We start from the raw sequence: 18,813 nt of genomic DNA, 5'->3' as shown, positions 1-18,813 counted from the left end.
CGGGGGTGCGCTCGTGCGCATTGGTCTGCTCACCGAGGGTGGCGGCCCGGACGCGTCCGGTGAGACACGTCCGTGGCGCGACCGGCTCGTGCGCGGGCTCCCCGGCCACGTGTTCGAGGTCTACACGCTCGACCGCGGTACCGAGGGCGGCGGGGGGGACGGCCTGGAAGGCGGCGTGCCGGACGCCGCCGAGCGGCCGGGCCCTGCTCCGGGGGTGTGCGTGGCGGACGGCCGTGAGGGCGCGCCGGGCCGCGCCCGGGTGGTGCGGACCGCGCCGCTGTACGGGGAGCTCCCCGGCGCCCTGCGGTGGCGGCCCGAGAGGCGGCGCGCCGGGGCGCGCGGGCGGCGTGCGAAGCGCCGGTTCGCGGAGTGCTTCGGCGCGCTCGCGGCGGGGTTCACCACGGCGGAGCCGCCCGGCGGCCGGGCCCTTCCCGGCGCGTTCGCAGGGGACGGCGGCGGGCACCGCGACGGTCAGGCGGACCGTTTCGCCGCCGGTCTCTACGGCCTGGCGCTGCTCGCCCGCGACCACGGCGGCCTGCCCGAACTCCTCCGCTCCGAAGAGGCCGTACGCATCCTGGAGAGCGCCTGTCACGCACCCGGCGCGCTGCGCGCCGCGTACGGCGCCCGCGTGGGGGACCTGCTCGCCGTGACCGAGGAGCTGGAACGCGCCCTGCGCCCGCTCTCCCTGGACTGGTACGGCTGCTCCGCGTGCCTGCCCGGAGGCGACGGCGACGGGCTCGCCGGAGTCGACCTCTGCCACGCCACGGCCGGTGGTTCCACCGCCCTCCCCGGCCTGCTGGCCAAACGCTTCTTCGGTACGCCGCTCCTGCTCACCGAGTACGGCGTGCGCCTGCGCGAGCACTACCTCACGCGCTCCGGAACGCAGTCGAGCGCCCCCGTACGCGCCCTGCTGGGCGCCTTCGAGACCGCGCTGGCCACCGAGACGTACGCGCAAGCCGCGCTCGTCACCCCCGGCAACAGCCACACCCGGAGCTGGCAGGAGCGCTGCGGCGCGGACCGCGAGCGCCTGCGCACGGTGTACCCGGGCATGGACGCGACCGGCTTCACCGCCGTCCCGGACGACGCGGCCGACCACCCCGCGACGCTGGTGTGGACCGGCACCGTCGAACCCGCCAAGGACCTCGTCTCGCTGCTGCATGCCTTCGCCCGCGTGCACCGCGCCGAACCGGACGCCACCCTGCGCGTCGTCGGCACCCCGGGCCCCGGTCCGGAGGACGCCGCCTACCTGGCGCAGTGCCGGGCGCTGGCCGCCCAGCTCTTCCCCGACGAGGCGGCCGACGCGCAGAGCGCCGGCGACAACCCGGTCTCCTTCGAGGAAGTCGGCGGCCCCGGCGTGCCGCGGCCGCAGGACGCCTACGCGGCCGGTTCGGTGCTGGTCCTCTCCAGCGTGTCGGAGGGCTTCCCGCGCACCCTCGTGGAGGCGATGCTCAGCGGCCGCGCCACGGTCTCCACCGACGCCGGAGCGGTCTGCGAGGTCATCGGCGGTACGGGCCTGGTCGTGCCGCCCCGCAACCCGCGCGCGCTGGCCGACGCGTGCCTGGCGCTGCTGCGCGACCCCGGCAGGCGCGCCCGGCTGGGCGCCGCCGCGCGCGCCCGCGCACTCGAACTGTTCACGGTGGAGCAGAACGTCGCGGCATTTCGTGGCATCTACCTGGAGTTGATGTCCCACTCTCCGTGCCGCCCCGCCGCCGGGCCGGACGGGGGCAGCGTGCCCCGCCTCTTCACCCGGCCCGCCGAGTCCCACGTACCGGGCCGCTGGGCCGTGGCCCGCGGCACCGCGCAGGCCGCCCCGCCGACGGGCCGCACACCGAGCTGGGCGGAACCGGACCGCGACGACACAGGGTGTGCGACCCCGCAAGCCGCCGGGGGCGCGCGCCCCGCGGCCGAGCACAGCACGCGCCCCCCAGCCGCCCAGAACGCGCGCCCCCCGGCCGCCGAACCGGCCGCCGCCGGGGCGGGAGCCGGAGCCGACCGCCAGAGAGGAGCCCGGCCATGACGACAACCGACACCCACACCGGCAGCGACACCGGCGCGGCGCCGGAGGCCGGGGCGGACCAGCGGCCCATCCCTGCCCGTCCGTCCCGGCGCGGCCCCGCCGACCCCGTGAAGACACTGATGCACCAGCACCGGACGCTGTGCGAACGCGCCGTCGACCCGTTGGAGATCGCTGCCGGGCTGGAGGCGCACGGCGTCACCGACCGCACGGCCGCCCGCTTCCGGCACCGCGACGTCTTCTCGCTGGCCGAGGAGTTGTACGCCCGGGTCCCACGCGCCGACGCGGCACCACCCGCCGCGCCCCCACCCGGGCCCGTCCGGCGGGGGAGGGGCGCCCGCGCGGTGCTGCACCTGCTGCCCGTCGCGGTGTGTGCCGCGACCGTGGCCGCCGTCGCCATTGCCGGGCGCGCGCCTACGCCCTTACCCAGCACGCTGACTGACGCTCCGTCACCCGCGCTCGTGCAGACGGTCGTCGCAGCGACCGGCGTGGGCCTGGTCCTCCTGGCCCTGCGCCTGTGTGTGCGCCACGGCCCGCTGCGCGCGCGGTATCCGTCCACCCGCGCCACCGGCTTGTGGACGTGCTGGCTGGCCGGATACGCGCTGTGCGGGGACTGGCTGCTGCGTCAGCTGCTGGCGGGCGGCCCCGACCTCCCCGGCGTACGCCCGCAGTTGGCAGTCACCACTGGTCTGGCCCTGACCTGTGCCGTCGTGCCCGCCGCCTGGTGTGCGCACTGGTTCGCGGGCCGCGCGCGCCGCGGACTGGCGGACAGCCGGTGCCTGACCGAATTCGCGACCGGCGTACGGCCGTTGCTGCTGATCGTCGCCACGATGCAGCTCGCGGCGCTGCTCGCCCTGTCCGCCACCGCGGACGCGGCCGGCGGTGGCGGAGGAGCGGGCCCGGTGGCCGCCGCCTCGGCCCTGGGCGCCCTGTTCTTCCTGGCGCGGCTGCTCGCCCGGCACGGCTTCCCGGCCGCTGCCGCGGCGGGCCCGGCCGCCGCCGCGGCCCTGGAAGCCGTGGCCCTGGCCTCCGTACCGGCCGCCCGGCTGCCCGGCCTGGAGCTGCTGGGCAGGCCGGTCGAGGCCGCCGTCGCCCACCTCGGGCCGTCCGCCGTACCGGCCGTGGCCTGCGCGCTGCCCGCCCTGGGCCTGCTGCTGTACGCGCTGCGCGCCCTCACCGGCGCCTCGGCGCACGCACCGGTCCCCGCCGCGGTCCCCGCCGCCATACCGGCGGAGGCGGACCGGCCGTGACTCCGCACACGTCGCCGCCCGCGATACGCACGCCGCTCTTCACGGCGCGCATGCCACCACTCCCGGCGTGCGTGTCCTCGCCGCCCGCGCGCCCGCCGGCACCCCCGGCGGGCGCGCGGGCCTCCGCAGTGCCGGCGCCCCCGTGGCGCCGGTCGTCCGCTTCCGGACGCCCGCCACCATCCGCGCGGCGCACACTGCCACCGCCCGGCCCCCGCGGCGGCGGTCACCGCTGCCCCGCCACGGCCTCAACCCACCGCCATAGGAGAACGACATCATGAACGTCCACCCCACCGAAGCACACCGGGACCGGGGGGTCGCGCGATGAGGGTGCTGCTCATCGGTGCCAACGGGTACCTCGGCCGATACGTCGCCGACCGGCTGCTGGCCGACCCGGCCGTCCAGCTGACCGCCCTCGGGCGGGGCGACGACGCGGACGTCCGCTTCGACCTGGCCTCCGGCAGTCCGGGCGCCCTCACCCGCTTCCTGGACGCCGTCCACCCCGGCGTGGTGGTCAACTGCGCGGGCACCACCCGCGGCGGCGCCCGCGACCTGACCCGGCACAACACCGTCGCGGTCGCCACCGTCTGCGAGTCGCTGCGGCGCAGCAGTTGCGGCGCCCGGCTCGTGCACCTGGGCTGCGCGTCCGAGTACGGGCCCTCGCAGCCCGGCTCCTCGACCGCCGAGGACGCCGTGCCACGGCCCGGCGGACCGTACGGCGTCAGCAAGCTCGCCGCCACCGAACTCGTCCTCGGCTCCGGTCTGGACGCTGTCGTGCTGCGGGTCTTCTCCCCGGTCGGCCCGGGCACGCCGGCCGGCTCACCGCTCGGCCGGCTCGCGGAGGCGATGCGGCGCGCCATGCAGTCCGGGGACACCGAGCTGAAGCTGGGCGGCCTGGGCGTACAGCGCGACTTCGTGGACGTACGGGACGTGGCGCGGGCCGTGCACGCCGCCTCGCTCTCCGCCGCGCAGGGCGTGGTCAACATCGGTACGGGGCACGCCGTACGGCTGCGCGAGGCAGCCGCGCTGCTCGCCCGGGTGGCCGGATTCGGCGGCTCACTGCACGAACTGGACACCGCGCCCGGCCTCGCCGGCGGACCCGGCGTCGCGCGGCTCGCCATTCCGGGGCCGACCTCTGAACACGGGACCGTCCCGCCCGCGTACCCCTATCCGGACGGGTGCGGGAGCTGGCAGCAGGCGGACGTGCGCACCGCCCGCGACCGCCTGGGGTGGCGGCCGCGGATCGGGCTGGAGGAATCCCTCGCCGACATCTGGATGGAGGCCGCATGTCGTATCTGACGACGTCTCTGGGCACCGGGTCCGCCATGACGGGCGCGGCGCCGCTCGGCGTCGGCGTCCCGGGGTTCGCCCACCCGCTGCTGGCGCCCGCCGAGTGGGCCGAGCTGCTGCGGCTGGCCCGCGGGCTTGCCTGCACCGGAGCCGCGCGCCGGGCCCCGGGGCCACGCGGCGGCGCGGCGGCGCTGCACTGGGCGGTGCTCAACGTCGCGCGGGGCCCTGGGGTGCGCCCTGACCCGTACTGCCTGCCGGCCGCCGCCCAGTTGCGGGACGCGGGGGCCCGGCTGCTGGGCCACCTCGACCTGGGGCACGGCGCCCGCCCGTTCGGTGAGCTGGTCTCCGACGCGCACCGCTTCCTGGACTGGTACAAGGTGGACGGCTTCTATCTGGACCGCTGTCCCACGGACCGGACACTGCTGTCCGGGACCCGGCGGCTGACCACCACCCTGCGGGCCCTCCACGACGGCGCGCACCTCGTCACCGGGCACGGCCGCCACCCGTACCCCGGCTACGCGGAGGTCGCCGACCAGCTCGTCACCTTTGCCGGGCGCTGGTCCGACTACCGCTGGTCACAAGTGGCCGAGTGGACCGCCGAGTACCCGGCGCGGCGCTTCTGCCACCTGGTGCACGGCGTGCCCCGTACCCACCTGGAAGAGGCCCTGCGGATCGCCCGCTGGCAGGGCGCCGGAACCGTCTACTTCACCGACCGCACCGACCACGGAGGGAGCGCCTGGGAGTCACTGCCCGGCTACTGGGACACATTCGTCTCGCGTATCGGACCTGGTGTCTCGGAATGAAGAAGGCCGTGGCAGTGTTACGGGAAGACCACCGTCCCTTGCTCCGGGCCGTCCCGGGGCGGGGGGTCGCCCATCGAGATACCGACAAACGGAGTCCCCGTGTCGCTGCCACCCCTGGTCGAGCCCGCATCGGAGCTCACCGTCGACGAGGTCCGCAGGTACTCCCGCCACCTGATCATCCCGGATGTCGGGATGGACGGGCAGAAGCGGCTGAAGAACGCCAAGGTGCTGTGCGTCGGCGCCGGCGGCCTGGGCTCGCCCGCGCTGATGTACCTGGCCGCGGCGGGCGTCGGCACCCTCGGCATCGTGGAGTTCGACGAGGTCGACGAGTCCAACCTCCAGCGCCAGATCATCCACAGCCAGGCGGACATCGGCCGCTCCAAGGCCGCCTCCGCCAAGGACACGGTGCTGGGCATCAACCCGTACGTCACGGTCAACCTGCACGAAGAGCGCCTCGACTCCACCAACGTCATGGAGCTGTTCGCCCAGTACGACCTGATCGTCGACGGCACCGACAACTTCGCCACCCGCTACCTGGTCAACGACGCCTGCGTGCTGCTGAACAAGCCGTACGTCTGGGGCTCGATCTACCGCTTCGACGGCCAGGCGTCGGTCTTCTGGAGCGAGCACGGCCCCTGCTACCGCTGCCTGTACCCGGAGCCCCCGCCGCCCGGCATGGTCCCCTCCTGCGCCGAGGGCGGCGTGCTGGGCGTGCTGTGCGCGTCCATCGGCTCCATCCAGGTCAACGAGGCGATCAAGCTGCTGGCCGGCATCGGTGACCCGCTGGTCGGCCGCCTGATGATCTACGACGCGCTGGAGATGACGTACCGCCAGGTCAAGGTCCGCAAGGACCCCGACTGCGCGGTCTGCGGCGAGAACCCGACCGTCACCGAACTCATCGACTACGAGGCCTTCTGCGGCGTCGTGTCCGAGGAGGCACAGGAGGCGGCGGCCGGCTCCACGATCACCCCGCTCCAGCTCAAGGAATGGATCGACACGGACGAGAAGATCGAGATCATCGACGTCCGGGAGCCGAACGAGTACGAGATCGTCTCGATCCCCGGCGCCAAGCTGATCCCGAAGAACGAGTTCCTGATGGGCAGTGCCCTCCAGGACCTCCCGCAGGACAAGAAGATCGTCCTGCACTGCAAGACGGGCGTCCGCTCCGCCGAGGTCCTCGCCGTCCTGAAGTCCGCGGGCTTCGCGGACGCGGTGCACGTCGGCGGCGGCGTCATCGGCTGGGTCAACACGGTCGAGCCGGAGAAGCCGGTGTACTGACCGGCTGCCGGCCGCTCACGGCGAAGGGCCCGCACCCCCGGGGGTTGCGGGCCCTTCGCCGTGAGCGGCCGGATCCTCAGTCGCCCCGCGGACGCCAGCCGCGGGCCAGGCCGGTGCTCGCGCGCACGCCCCAGCCCCAGAGCACCACGGCCAGCAGGGCGACCCCGCCGGCACAGGCGGCCGGCAGCGAACCCGACAGATGGGAATCGCCACTGCTGGTCATCGGCGCGGCCAGCCAGCTCCCCAGGAAGCAGCCGGCCGGCCCCGCCAGCGCCAGCGGAACCAGGACGCCGCACGCCGTCGTCACGACGAACACCCGGCGGTTGCCGGTCAGTACGCTCAGCGGCGCGATCGCCCGCCCGGTACGCAGGCACTCGGCGAGCCCGGAGAGGCCGAAGGCGAGACCGAGGACCAGCACGCCGGCCGCGCCGAACAGCACGATCCACAGGCCCTGCTGCTCCCTGACCAGCGCGGGCGCGAGCCAGCTGCCGCCGAGGTTGTCGACGTCCGCGCCCATGGCCGCCACCTTGTAGAAGGCCGCCTTGAAGTGCGGCGCGGACAGGGCACTGCCGTCCGCCGAGGCCAGGATCAGCTGGTGGCCGGCGTCCTTGGCCGCCAGCGCCGGCGCGACCTCTCCGGCGCGTACGGTCACCCCGGCCGCCGGATCGCCGCTCCAGCGCAGGAGTTCGGCGATGCGCGGGTCGGCGGGCCGGTCCTTCAGGGTGAGCGTCCCCCCGGCGCAGGGCAGGTGCAGCACCTTGAGCGCCGCGCAGGGCCCCTGGAGTTCGGTGCCCCGGTCGCCATCGGGGTGCGTGATCAGCGCGGCGGCCACGGTGGGCACGGGCGAGGCCGACAGCACCCGGTCCAGCTCGCCGCGGCTGAACGCGCTGCTGTCCTGGACGATGAGCAGGCTGGAACCGATGCGGTCCTTGGTGGCCTGCGCGGCGCGCGCCGGGTCACCCATGAAGTTGTTCCACACCTGCACCTGGACGAGCAGCGCGATGGCCACCACGACGCCGGACACCAGGCGGGCCACGGCCCCCGGGTGGGCCTGGGCACGGCGGCCGGAGACGATCAGCCCCGGGCTCGCGAACCGGTGACCCGCGCGCAGCTGGAGCCGGCCGAACGCGGCGGTGGCGGCGGCCACCGCGAGCGGCAGCGTGGCCATGGCCACCGCGGCGGCGGCGTAGGTGACGAGCATGCGGGCGCCGGTGCCGGGGGTGAAGTACTCGGGTCCGCGGACCGCGATCAGGAGGGCGACGGGAAAGAGCACCGCCGTCCAGGAGGGCAGCCGGCGCCCGCCCAGCGGCCGGGTGGCACGGCGAGGCCGCCGCCCGACGCGGTCGGCGCACACCACACCCGCCAGGACCAGACCGGCGGCGAGCGGCAGACACAGCGCCAGCAGCCATGCCCACGAGCGCAGGTCCTGCGCCGACAGCAGGTAATCGACCACCGGAATGCGGCAGTTGACCGCCAGACAGGCCGCGAGGGGAAGCGCCACCACGCCCGCGCCCCACAGGACGGGCACGGCGGCCTCCCCGACGGCGATCAGCGCGCGGTCGCGCGGCGTGCCGCCGAGGGCGTCGGCCAGGGCCGTCCTGCGGTCGCGCTGGTGGGCACCGGTCCGTACGGCGATCATCAGCAGGATGCCGGCGGGCAGCAGCAGGCAGAAGGCGATCAGGAGGAGGGCGGACCTCTCCGGCTGCAGGTACGCGCCGTCGCCGATCATGCCCCGGCCCTCTTCGGGGGCGCCGAACCCGGTGTAGGCCTGGGGGTCCTCGGGGTCGGAGCCGAGACCCGCCGCGGGGCGCACGTAAGCGAGCCGTTCACCCGGGCTCGCCAGGCCGTCCTCACCGATCGTGCCGGCCACGCGGCCGTACCGGTACGCGATGCCCTCGTCGGCGCCGTACTCCGCCAGCGCGGGCGACAGCAGCACCTCGCCGGGCTCGGGCCAGCGGTCCAGCCCCGGCGGCAGCGGGGCCTGGTCCGAGAGCGGTTCGAGGAAGATCGCGGTGAAGGGCGAGCCGTGGACCGTGTCGTTGGCCGGTGCCCAGATCACCTTGTCCGCGGCGCCGCCCTGGTGGCCGTACGGCCCGGTCACGGGCAGCCGGGCCGACAGCCTGGTGTCCCGCCCCTCGTAGGTCGCATGGGCCGCGACCAGGGACACCAGGGCCAGGGCCAGGGTGGCGGCGGCGCAGAACAGCGCGACCCACCGGATCCGCCCGGCCTCGGCCCGGCGGCCCGCGGCACGGCCGATGCGCAGGAGCTGGTGGGTACGGGTACGGGTACGGGCACGGGCGCGGGGTGCGGGGCGGCGGCTCATCGGGCGGCCGTGCCGTGCGTATCGCCGGCGGGGGCGCCGTGGACAGCCGCGGAGGCGGAGGCGGCGTCCGCCGTCGGCTCCTGCCCCTGCTCCTGCGCCTGCTCCGGCTCCTGCCTCTGCTCCAGCTCCTGCTTCCGCGCCGGCTTCTGTTCCGGATCCGGTACGAGCGCGCCGTCCCGCAGTCGCAGCACGCGGTCCGCCCGCCCGGCGACCGCCGGGTCGTGGGTGACGACCAGCAGGCCGCAGCCGTGCTTGCCGGGCATGCCGAACAGTACGTCGGCCACCTGGTCGCGGGTCTCGGCGTCCAGCGCGCCGGTCGGCTCGTCGGCGAGGATCAGGGCCGGCTCGTTGATGAGGGCACGGGCCACGGCGGTCCGCTGCCGCTCACCGCCCGACAGCTCCTCCGTGGTGTCCGTGTCCGGAACACCGAGGTCCGAAAGGAGCGTTGTGGCCCGGTCCCATGCCGTGTCCGGAGCGGCCCCGGCGAGCAGCGCGGCCAGCGCGACGTTCTCCGCCGGGCTGAGCTCCGGCAGCAGCTCGCTGAACTGGAAGACCATGCCCACATGGGCGCTGCGGTGGGCCGCCAGCGCCTTCTTCTTGAGCCGCGCCATATCGGCTCCGGCCACGTTCAGCTCTCCGGCGTCCGGGCGCAGCAGCCCGAGGACGCAGGACAGCAGCGTGCTCTTCCCCGACCCGCTGGGCCCGGTCACCGCGACGGTTTCACCCGCGCGGATCTCCAGGTGCAGGCCGTCGAAGAGTGTCCGGTCGGAAATCCGGTAGGAGAGTCCCCGGATGTCCAGCGGCAGTGCGGAGGAGGCCGGGTAAACGGTGGTCGAAGCAGACACAGGTGGCTTTCCGGATTGCTGTGGTGGCGGCGGTGGACGGGCCGTGGCCGTGGCCTGTCACGACCACGGCCACGACCCGTCGTGCGGCCTGCTCGCTACTTGCGACGCTCGGTGGCGCGCGGCAGGTCGCACGGGTCGGGCGCCCACTGCTTGTCCACGCACGCCTGGATCCCGGCGACGGGGTTGGAGGGCTTGTTGTCGGAACGGGTGGTCTTGCCCGAACCCTTGGTGTTGTCGAGCCGGATCATGCTCATGGGGCTGCTGACCCGGCTCATGTGGGCGTAGACGGAGTGGCTGTCGGCCTTGGTGTCCTTCAGCGCGACCTGGCCGTTCTTGCCGTGCGACCAGGCGTGCGCCGCCCCGTTGATGTACGAGTCCACGTCCTTGGCGAATGCGGGCGATGCGCCCAGCAGCGCGGTGGCGGCGATGGCGGCGGCGCCGACGCGCGTGGCGGTCTTGCGTGTGAACTTCATGGTTCCCCCTTGGGTGTCCGACTGTTTTCCCAGGGGTTTTCGGCAGTGAATGTCCCCCCGGATTCACGCAGCAGTCGACTACGATCTCCGTGATCTTGTCAATTTGCCGCGTTGGTGGGGCGGTGTCCCCTGCTGGTCGAATGTGCCGCTTTGCGGGTCGGTCGACACGGAGAGTTTCCGTCACGGAATGGAAGTGAGGGAAATGTCCGCTTCGCTGTGACGGATGGTGAGGGGGATTCGTGCGGTAAGCGGCGGTGAAGATGCAATGAATCCGTTATGCGGCCTCGCGGTTTCCGGTGGGCGGCCGGCCGTACCGGGCCGGCCGCCCGGCGTGGGGTCCGCTACTTCTCCTTGCGGCCGGTCACTGACGGCGGTTCGCGTGAAATTCCTCGGCTGCGCGCCAGTTGACTGGAGCCTTCGTGATCTTGGCAATTCGCCTTGTCGGTGTCGGTGTCGGTGTCGGTGTCGGAGGAGGAAAGCGTTGTCCGAATGACGTATGCGTCCGGGGGGTGATCACGCAGAGCCGCCGGGGAGGGGAGAGGGATCACTGATGCTCCGATGCGCCCCGCCGGATGGCGGGGCGGCTCGCATCGAAGGGACACGGCGCGTCACGAAGTGACGCTGCGGATTTGTCATGCCGTGATGGTTGGTCACGCCGTGCGGCATGACCGCTGCTGTGTCGTGCTGTGCTGGGCGAAGTGGATGGCGGCTTTCAGATCTGGCCCTTGCGGGTCAGATGTGTGAAAGAGATCCAGCCCGGCAGGACCGGCAGCCAGAACGTCATCAGCCGGAACAGCAGCACCGCGGGGAACGCGATGTCCGAGGTGAGCCCGGCGAGTGTCAGGGCGCCGGTCAGTGTGCCCTCGATGGCGGCCACGCCGCCCGGGGTGGGGGCCGCCGAACCCACCGCGTTGCCCGCGAGGAACACCACCGCGATGGCTGCGTAGCTCAGCTGTCCGCCACCGCCGAACGCGCGGATCGAGGCGTCCAGGCACATCACGTTCGCCGCCGTCAGCAGCAGCGTGCCGCTGATGCCGACCGCCACCTTCTTCGGGCGCTGGAGGACGTCGAGCATCCGCGGCACCACACCGGCGAACAGCGACCGTACGCGCGTGGCGATGAACTTGCGCAGCACCGGAACGGCGGTGACCACCAGCACCAGCACGGCGGCCGTCAGCAGACCCGCGATCACCGCGCGGGACGGGGACAGCGACGGCGTGCGCTCGGTGCCGGTCAGATAGCCGAACGTCAGCAGCAGCACGATGTGGCAGCCGAGGCCGAACAGCTGGGACGCACCCACGCTCGCCACCGCCAGGCCGGGCCGGAGGCCGGAACGCTGCAGGAAGCGGGTGTTGAGCGCCACGCCCCCCACCGCGGCCGGCGCTACGAGCTTGACGAAGTTGCCCGCCACCTGCGCGATCACCGTCCGCAGGAACGACACCTTCTCCGGTACGAACCCGAGCAGGCTCATCGCCGCCGCGGGGTAGGTCAGGGCCGAGAACGCCAGCGCCGCCACCACCCACAGCCACTGGGCCTCGCCGACCTGGCCGAAGTTGGCGTGGGTGATCTGCGAGAGCAGGAAGTACGCGGCGAAGGCGCCGGCGATCCAGGTGACGAGGGTGCGCGGCCGGATCCGTTCCAGACGGGCGGGCTCGACCGGCGCCGTCGGCCGGATCAGCAGCACCTGCTGGCGGATCTGCGAGAGCAGGTCCTCCTCGCGGGCCTCTTCCAGCGCCTCGTCGACCGCCCGCTTCTCCGCGTTCTTCTCGGCGCGCAGCACCTTGCGGTTGCTCGGCCCTTCCTGGGTTTCTGCGTCCGCCCGCCGGGCCGCGTCGGCGGCTTTCTGCTTCTTCGAGGCACGCGACGCCTCCAGGACGGCCTCGCGCTGCCGCTCGGAGCGCTCGCGGGCCAGTTGGCGCAGCGTGGACCGGGTGGTGCGGCTGAGCGCGATCGGCTGGAGCAGCGGCAGGCTGTCGGCGACAGTGTCCGGGTCGAGTACGTCGACGGCCGCGGCCACCGCCCGCTCGGCGCCGACCCGCAGCGCGCACGTGGTCAGCAACTGCGCGATGTCCATCCGGAGGACGAGGTCGCCGGCCGCGATCTCTCCGCCGCGCAGGTCGGTCAGGAAGATGTTGCCGGAACGATCCACCAGCAGCGCGTCACCCACCAGACGCCGGTGCGCGATACGCCGCGACTGGAGCGACGCCACCTGCCGCCAGGCGTTGCGCATCAGCTCGTCGGTGATCTCCGCGTCCGGCAGCGCGTCCAGCGGCTGGCCGTCGATGTGCTCGTACACGAGCATCACCGCGTCCGGGCCCAGCTCGGAGGTGGCGATCAGTTTCGGTGCGTTGGCGCCGGCCGCGATGGCCGCGTACGCCAGCAGCGCCTCCTGCTCCAGCGCCTGCCGCAGCGACTGAAGGCTGCGGCGCTGGTTGATGCCGCGCAGCGACAGCCGCCGCCAGACCCGGTAGAAGAAACCCTGCGCCTGCCGCTCGCGGTCCACGACGGTCACGTCGATGGGCGCACCGTCCTCCAGGGTGACGATGTAGCGGCGGCCCCGGTCGGCGTGTTCCGGGTGCTCGGGGTTGACGATGTCCTCCGCGCGCACCGCGCTGACCGGACGGAAACCGACCCGGCGCAGGCCCGCGAGCAGGTTCTGGCCGGTGGGGCGCACATTTGGTGAGCCGACCGCGTACAGCGTCCCGAAGGCCACCGTCCAGCCGATGAGGATGGTGGTCACGATGGCGAACGGCGTCGTGTAGCGGCCCACCAGCACGGCGAACGCGTCCAGCAGCAGGACGCACCACATCGCCACCCGCCAGCGCGGGCGCCGCGACATCCCCACCGCCGTCATGTACGCGATGACCGGCGCGAGGTAACTGTGCACCGGCGGGGTCAGCCCGCCGTTGGCCAGCGGCTGGGTCAGCGCGACCTGGATGGACTCGGGGGCGGCTTCGGCCACCCACAGGTCGGTGGCGAGCGAGACGCCGTGCGCGAGGACCGCTGCCAGCACCCCGTCCGCGATACGCAGCCCGTCCCGTTTGATCAGCCGCTCGACGGCGAATGCCACTGGCACGATCAGTACGGCGACGCTCGATGCCAGCCCGGCGAAGTTGATCAGCAGCCGCGGCGCCAGCCCGGCGCCCTCCCCGATGTCGCGCTGGAGGCCCTGGGTCGTGCCGTGCGCGAACGTCGCCAGCAGCAGCACCAGCGCGATGCCGACGATGCCGAGCAGCAGACGCATCAGGTCCGAGGGCCGGTGCACCCGGGCCGGCAGCAGCGGCTCGTCGCCGGACACCTGGTCGACGTGGAACTCGCTGCCCACGTGGTCACGGGACGGGGCGAGACGTTCGGTCTTGTCGGGTTTGCTTGCCTTGCCGCCTCTGATGGCCTTGTCGGCTATGCCGACTTTGTCAACTGTGTCGGGCTCCTCGGCCCGGCCGCCCGCGGGGTGGGCGCCCGTACGGGCGGTCTCGCCAGGACCAGCCGGCCCGGCCGCCCCGTCGGCGGTGCGTTCCTCTTCTGCCGCGCCCTCCGCTCCGGTGGAAGCGGTCGCCGTGTCGGCCCGGCGGGGCTGGTCAGGCCCCTCCGGACTCGCGGACTCGTCGGCTCTTCCGGCCTTCTCGATCGTGCTCGCCTTTTCGGTCTCGGAAGCCTGTGACGGCTTCCCCCGTGGTGTTCCGTCCCCCCGGGCGGGGGTGGCGGAGGACAGCGCGTCAGGGGTGCCGGCCTCCCGCGGAGGCACCGCACCCTGCTGTCCGGCCGTCTCTTCTTGATCTCGTATCACCAGTCACCGCCCGGAAGATGGTGGCATGGCCGCGAGGAGGTGGGGGGCATCAGGGTGCATTTCGAAGGGCCGGGAAACGGAACATACGCCGCCGCGCCCGCCCGCGCACGCCGTCGGCGGGCCGCCGCGGGGGCGGGGCGGGACTGTCGGTGGTGTGGTGCAGGATGGGCCGGATGAGTGGGACAGCGGGAGACTTTCCCGAGTACGGCGGCGAGCAGATCCCCGAGTACGCGGAACGGGTGCTCGGGGTCGCCGAGCTGATTCCGCCCGGGCGGGTGATGACGTACGGCGACGTCGCCGAGTGGCTCGCGGGGGAGGAGGAGCCGCCCTCCGGCACAGCGCCTGCGGAAGCCGGTGGCGGGCGGCGCGTGGGCGGGCCGCGACAAGTGGGCCGGGTGATGGCCCTGTACGGGGGCGCCGTGCCGTGGTGGCGTGTCGTGCGCGCGGACGGACAGCTGCTGCCGGGCAGCGAGCTGCGCGCGCTGGCCCACTACCGGGAGGAAGGCACGCCGCTGCGCGAGGCGTCCCGGTCCGCCGAGGGCCACGTCCCGCGCCTCGACATGCGGCGGGCTCGCTGGGACGGGCGCGATCCGGGGGCGGGGGACTGAGAGGCCGTCGCCGTCGCCGTGACGCGGACACCGGACGTATGGCCCCGGGGTGGCGTGCGTCCGTCCGGGTGATGCGGGTCCGGGAGGCGTGGGTCCGGGTGGCGTGGGTCCGGCGCGCGGTGTCCCTGCCGTCACGGCCGGGTGCCGCGCCGGGTGCTCCGTACCGTCCGGCACGTCCGGCTCGTACAGAAAACCCGTCCCGTACAGCACACCCGGCGCACTCGTCCCCTTCGCCGCACCCGCCCTCTCCGCCGCATCCGGCACGGACGTACGCATCCGTCGTACCGTCGTGGGACGGACTGCGGCTCGTGCGCCACCTGGCGTAGCGTCGGGCACGGCCCGCACCACCGCCCCGCCGCCCGGCGTCCGGCGCGGTGGCCGCACCGGCACGCCCCGCACCGCGGCGCGCACCACGACCAGCACCTCCTCCCAGGACCGGCGATCCACGTGAGTTCCTCCTTCTCGGCCTCGGCCATGCCGTCCGCGCAGCCGCGCCGGCGGCCGGCGCGGCGTGATGCCACCGGCGCGTACCGACTGGTGCGTACCCGGCCGGGACCGGCGGACCCTCCTGCTTTGGACGCACGCCAGCGCGCTGTGGTTGACCATCGCGCCGGGCCGCTGCTGGTCCTCGCCGGTCCCGGTACGGGCAAGACCACCACGCTCGTGGAGGCGGTCGCCCGGCGCGTACGGGACGGCGCCGACCCCGAGCGGCTGCTCGTGCTGACCTTCAGCCGCAAGGCCGCCGTCGAACTGCGGGACCGGATCGCCGCGCGCCTGGGCAGCGCCGCCGCCCCGCAGGCGACCACCTTCCACTCGTACTGCTACGCGCTCGTACGGGCCCACCAGGACGCCGACCTGTTCGCCGACCCGCTGCGGCTGCTGTCCGGCCCCGAGCAGGACCTCGTCGTGCGCGAGCTCCTCGAAGGGCAGGCCGGGCTGGCGGCCGCCGGGCGGGCCCGGGTGCGCTGGCCGGACGAGCTGCGCGCCTGCCTGACGACGCGCGGCTTCGCCGACGAGGTGCGCGCGGTGCTCGCCCGCAGTCGCGAGCTGGGGCTGGGCCCGGAAGCCCTCGCCGACTTCGCGCGGCGTACGGGGCGGCCCGACTGGGGCGCGGCGGCCGGGTTCCTGGCCGAGTACCTGGACGTGCTGGACGCCCAGGGCGTGCTGGACTACGCCGAACTCGTGCACCGCGCTGTGCTGCTCGCGGAGCGCGACGAGGTCGCGGCGGAGCTGGCGGCGCGCTACGACGTGGTGTTCGTCGACGAGTACCAGGACACGGACGCCTCGCAGGTACGGCTGCTGCGCGCGCTGGCCGGCGGCGGCCGTACGCTCGTCGCCTTCGGTGACCCGGACCAGTCGATCTACGCCTTCCGCGGCGCCGACGTCAACGGCATCCTCGACTTCCCGGCGATGTTCCCGCGTACGGACGGCACCCCGGCGCCGGTCGAGGTGCTCGGCACCTCCCGCCGCTCGGGCGCGGCCCTCCTGGCGGCCACCCGGCGGCTCGCCGCCCGTATGCCGCTGACCCGCCTGCCGGCCCGCAAGGTACGGGCGCACCGTGACCTGTCGGCGGTACGGGACGGCGGCCGCGTCGAGGTCTACACGTACCCGACGCCGGGCGCCGAGCTGGACAACATCGCGGACATCCTGCGGCGCGCGCACCTGGAGGACGGCGTGCCGTGGCGCGACATGGCCGTCCTCGTACGCGCCGGCGGCCGTTCCATCCCCGGCGTGCGCCGGGCCCTGACCTCCGCCGGTGTGCCTCTGGAGATCGACGGCGACGAACTCCCGCTGCGGCAGGAGCCGGCCGTGGCGCCTCTGCTGACGGCCCTGCGGGTGGCCGCTTCGGCGGTGGCGGCCGCGCCCGCTGCCGACGCCGCCGCCGGGGGCGCGCCCGCTGTCGACGCCCCTGGGGATGATGTTCCCGTACCGGCCGATGCCTCTGCGGATGACGTTCCGGTATCGGCTGACGCCGCTGGGGATGATGTTCCCGTACCGGCCGATGCCTCTGCCGATGACGCCTCCGTACCGGCTGATGCCTCTGCCGCTGGCGCCTCCGTGCCGGCCGGCGAGCCCGCCGGGACGGCGGCGCACGGGCTCTCCGCCGAGACGGCCATGGACCTGCTGACCTCCCCCCTCGGCGGCATGGACGCCGCCGACCTGCGCCGGCTCGGGCGGGCGCTGCGTGAGGAGGAGCGGGCCGCCGGGCACGACGTGCCGCGGCCCTCCGACGAACTGATCGCGCGGGCGCTCGCCGAACCGGAGCGCCTGGTCGCGCACGATCCGGCGTACGCGCGGGGCGCACGGCAGCTCGGCGAGCTGCTGCGCACCACCCGCGACCTGCTGGCCCGGGGGGGCACCGCCGAAGAGGCCCTGTGGACGCTGTGGAACGGCACGCCCACCTGGTCGCAGCGGCTGGAGCGGACCGCCCGGCGCGGGGGCGCGGCGGCCCGCAACGCCGACCGCGACCTGGACGCCGTGGTGGCGCTGTTCGAGACCGCCGCCCGCGCGGAGGCCCGTACCGGCGGCCGGGGCGCCCTGAACTTCCTGGAGGAGCTGGACGCCCAGGACATCGCCGCCGACACCCTGACCCGCCGGACCGTGCGGCCCGACGCGGTGCGCCTGATGACCGCGCACCGTTCCAAGGGCCTGGAGTGGCGGCTCGTCGTCGTGGCCGGCGTACAGGAAGGGCTCTGGCCCGACCTGCGCCGCCGCGGCTCGCTCCTGGAGGCGGACCGGATCGGCCGCGACGGGCTGGCCGAACCGTTGCCCCCGGGCGCGCTGCTCACCGAGGAACGCCGGCTGTTCTACGTGGCGGCCACCCGGGCCCGCGAACGCCTGGTGGTCACCGCCGTCAAAGCCGCGTCCGACGACGGCGACCAGCCGTCCCGCTTCCTGGCCGAGCTGGGCGTGGAGCCGCAGGACGTCACCGGGCGCCCCCGCCGCCCGCTGTCGGTCGCCGCGCTCGTCGCGGAGCTGCGGGCCACCACCGTCGACCCGGAGGCCACTCCGGCGCTGCGCGAGGCCGCCGCGCGACGGCTGGCGAAGCTGGCGGCGCTGCGCGACGACGACGGCCAGCCGCTGGTGCCGGCCGCCCACCCCGACCAGTGGTGGGGCCTGTACGAGCCGACGCACAGCGCCGTGCCGCTGCGCGACCGCGACCGCCCGGTGGTCCTCTCGGGCAGCGCGCTGGACCAGCTCGCCAACACCTGTTCCCTCCAGTGGTTCCTGGGGCGCGAGGTGAAGGCGGACACGCCCGCGACCGCCGCCCAGGGCTTCGGCAACGTCGTGCACGTACTCGCCGACGAGGTCGCCTCGGGCCGTACGCCCGCCGACCTGTCCGTCCTGATGGAGCGCCTGGACTCCGTATGGGACGCGCTCGCGTTCGACGCCCCCTGGAAGTCGCGGCAGGAGAAGGACAACGCGCGCGCCGCCCTGGAGCGCTTCCTGCGCTGGCACGTGATGGAGCGTGCCACGCTGGGCCGCGAGACCGTTGCGACCGAGCACGGCTTCGACGTCACCCTCGAAGCGGGCGAGTACGCCGTCCGCATCCGGGGGAGCATGGACCGCGTCGAGCGGGACGCGGACGGCCGCGCGTACGTCGTCGACTTCAAGACCGGCAAGCAGAAGCCGACCGGACCCGAGGTCGCCCGCCACCCGCAGCTCGCCGTGTACCAGCTCGCGGTGCGGGAGGGCGCGGTGGACGCCGCCTTCGAGGGACGGCGGCCGGAGCCGGGCGGCGCGGAACTCGTCCACCTGCGGCTGGGCGCCCCCCAGAAGGAGGGCGGGGACGCGCTCCCCGCCGTCCAGGCGCAGGGGCCGATCGCAGAGGGGGCGCCCCCCGCGCAGGGAGGGGGAGAGTGGGTGAGCGAACTGCTGGCCACCGCCGCCGGCCGCGTCCTGGAGGAGCGTTTCACGCCCACTACGGGGCAGCACTGCACGCACTGCACGTTCCGCGCCTCCTGTTCCGCGCTGCCCGAAGGCCGGCACGTCGTGGAGTGACGGAGGCCCGCCGGGCACGGCAGTCACCGGCCACGACCCTTCACCGGCTCTCTCACGACGCCCCGCCGGCCCCTTGTGTGATGCCTCACCGGCCCCCTCAGCTGGACTTTGCCGCGATTGTCAGTGGGGGCCGATACGGTCTC

Annotated in this window: 11 protein-coding genes; 7 read left to right on the top strand and 4 right to left on the bottom strand. The window is 74.4% G+C overall.

Annotation, left to right across the window (positions count from 1 at the left end):
• The first annotated feature begins 13 nt into the window (after window positions 1–13).
• The 5 genes from ACZ4Z1_RS29595 to moeZ all read left to right on the top strand — a co-directional run bounded on the left by ACZ4Z1_RS29595 (window position 14) and on the right by moeZ (window position 6,632).
• Window positions 14–2,017, top strand: coding sequence for a glycosyltransferase (locus ACZ4Z1_RS29595; RefSeq protein WP_468489702.1), 2,004 nt, complete (start codon window positions 14–16; stop codon window positions 2,015–2,017).
• Complete coding sequence (locus ACZ4Z1_RS29590) at window positions 2,014–3,264, top strand: hypothetical protein (RefSeq protein WP_468489701.1); 1,251 nt, start codon at window positions 2,014–2,016, stop codon at window positions 3,262–3,264. The genes ACZ4Z1_RS29595 and ACZ4Z1_RS29590 overlap by 4 nt, the downstream gene beginning before the upstream one ends.
• A gap of 321 nt (window positions 3,265–3,585) precedes the next feature.
• The gene (locus ACZ4Z1_RS29585) at window positions 3,586–4,560 is read left to right on the top strand and encodes an NAD-dependent epimerase/dehydratase family protein (protein WP_468489700.1); all 975 of its coding nucleotides are present in this window, start codon (window positions 3,586–3,588) and stop codon (window positions 4,558–4,560) included.
• Entirely contained in the window at window positions 4,548–5,354 is an 807-nt protein-coding gene (locus ACZ4Z1_RS29580; RefSeq protein ID WP_468489699.1) for a spherulation-specific family 4 protein, read from the top strand. The genes ACZ4Z1_RS29585 and ACZ4Z1_RS29580 overlap by 13 nt, the downstream gene beginning before the upstream one ends.
• A gap of 99 nt (window positions 5,355–5,453) precedes the next feature.
• The gene (gene moeZ / locus ACZ4Z1_RS29575; RefSeq protein ID WP_468489698.1) at window positions 5,454–6,632 is read left to right on the top strand and encodes an adenylyltransferase/sulfurtransferase MoeZ; all 1,179 of its coding nucleotides are present in this window, start codon (window positions 5,454–5,456) and stop codon (window positions 6,630–6,632) included.
• A gap of 76 nt (window positions 6,633–6,708) precedes the next feature.
• Here moeZ and ACZ4Z1_RS29570 read toward each other — a convergent pair whose 3' ends face one another.
• From ACZ4Z1_RS29570 to ACZ4Z1_RS29555, 4 genes are all read right to left on the bottom strand, one after another.
• Window positions 6,709–8,955 (bottom strand): ABC transporter permease, encoded by a 2,247-nt coding sequence (locus tag ACZ4Z1_RS29570; protein ID WP_468489697.1) that lies wholly within the window; start codon window positions 8,953–8,955, stop codon window positions 6,709–6,711.
• The gene (locus tag ACZ4Z1_RS29565) at window positions 8,952–9,800 is read right to left on the bottom strand and encodes an ABC transporter ATP-binding protein (protein ID WP_468489696.1); all 849 of its coding nucleotides are present in this window, start codon (window positions 9,798–9,800) and stop codon (window positions 8,952–8,954) included. The genes ACZ4Z1_RS29570 and ACZ4Z1_RS29565 overlap by 4 nt, the downstream gene beginning before the upstream one ends.
• Window positions 9,801–9,895: 95 nt before the next feature.
• Window positions 9,896–10,273: a hypothetical protein gene (locus ACZ4Z1_RS29560; protein ID WP_468489695.1), complete on the bottom strand. Its 378-nt coding sequence runs from the start codon at window positions 10,271–10,273 to the stop codon at window positions 9,896–9,898.
• A 712-nt stretch (window positions 10,274–10,985) separates the two neighbouring features.
• Entirely contained in the window at window positions 10,986–13,517 is a 2,532-nt protein-coding gene (locus tag ACZ4Z1_RS29555; RefSeq protein ID WP_468489801.1) for a lysylphosphatidylglycerol synthase domain-containing protein, read from the bottom strand.
• Between the two features lie 707 nt (window positions 13,518–14,224).
• Between ACZ4Z1_RS29555 and ACZ4Z1_RS29550 the strand changes: the two genes are divergently transcribed.
• A complete protein-coding gene (locus ACZ4Z1_RS29550) occupies window positions 14,225–14,668 on the top strand; it encodes an MGMT family protein (protein ID WP_468489694.1) in 444 nt (147 codons plus the stop codon).
• A gap of 474 nt (window positions 14,669–15,142) precedes the next feature.
• Window positions 15,143–18,670: an ATP-dependent helicase gene (locus tag ACZ4Z1_RS29545; protein WP_468489800.1), complete on the top strand. Its 3,528-nt coding sequence runs from the start codon at window positions 15,143–15,145 to the stop codon at window positions 18,668–18,670.
• Window positions 18,671–18,813: the final 143 nt, after the last annotated feature.

This window comes from Streptomyces sp. NPDC030165 (assembly GCF_055573595.1).
This window is presented reverse-complemented; position numbering and strand designations above follow the sequence as displayed.

Excerpts from the sequence above, each read along its gene's own strand:
- ACZ4Z1_RS29550 (WP_468489694.1), top strand. The coding sequence starts at position 14,225 with ATGGGCCGGATGAGTGGGACAGCGGGAGACTTTCCCGAGTACGGCGGC.
- ACZ4Z1_RS29560 (WP_468489695.1), bottom strand. The coding sequence starts at position 10,273 with ATGAAGTTCACACGCAAGACCGCCACGCGCGTCGGCGCCGCCGCCATC.
- ACZ4Z1_RS29570 (WP_468489697.1), bottom strand. The coding sequence starts at position 8,955 with ATGAGCCGCCGCCCCGCACCCCGCGCCCGTGCCCGTACCCGTACCCGT.
- ACZ4Z1_RS29555 (WP_468489801.1), bottom strand. The coding sequence starts at position 13,517 with ATGCGTCTGCTGCTCGGCATCGTCGGCATCGCGCTGGTGCTGCTGCTG.
- ACZ4Z1_RS29545 (WP_468489800.1), top strand. The coding sequence starts at position 15,143 with ATGCCGTCCGCGCAGCCGCGCCGGCGGCCGGCGCGGCGTGATGCCACC.
- ACZ4Z1_RS29590 (WP_468489701.1), top strand. The coding sequence starts at position 2,014 with ATGACGACAACCGACACCCACACCGGCAGCGACACCGGCGCGGCGCCG.
- ACZ4Z1_RS29580 (WP_468489699.1), top strand. The coding sequence starts at position 4,548 with ATGTCGTATCTGACGACGTCTCTGGGCACCGGGTCCGCCATGACGGGC.
- ACZ4Z1_RS29585 (WP_468489700.1), top strand. The coding sequence starts at position 3,586 with ATGAGGGTGCTGCTCATCGGTGCCAACGGGTACCTCGGCCGATACGTC.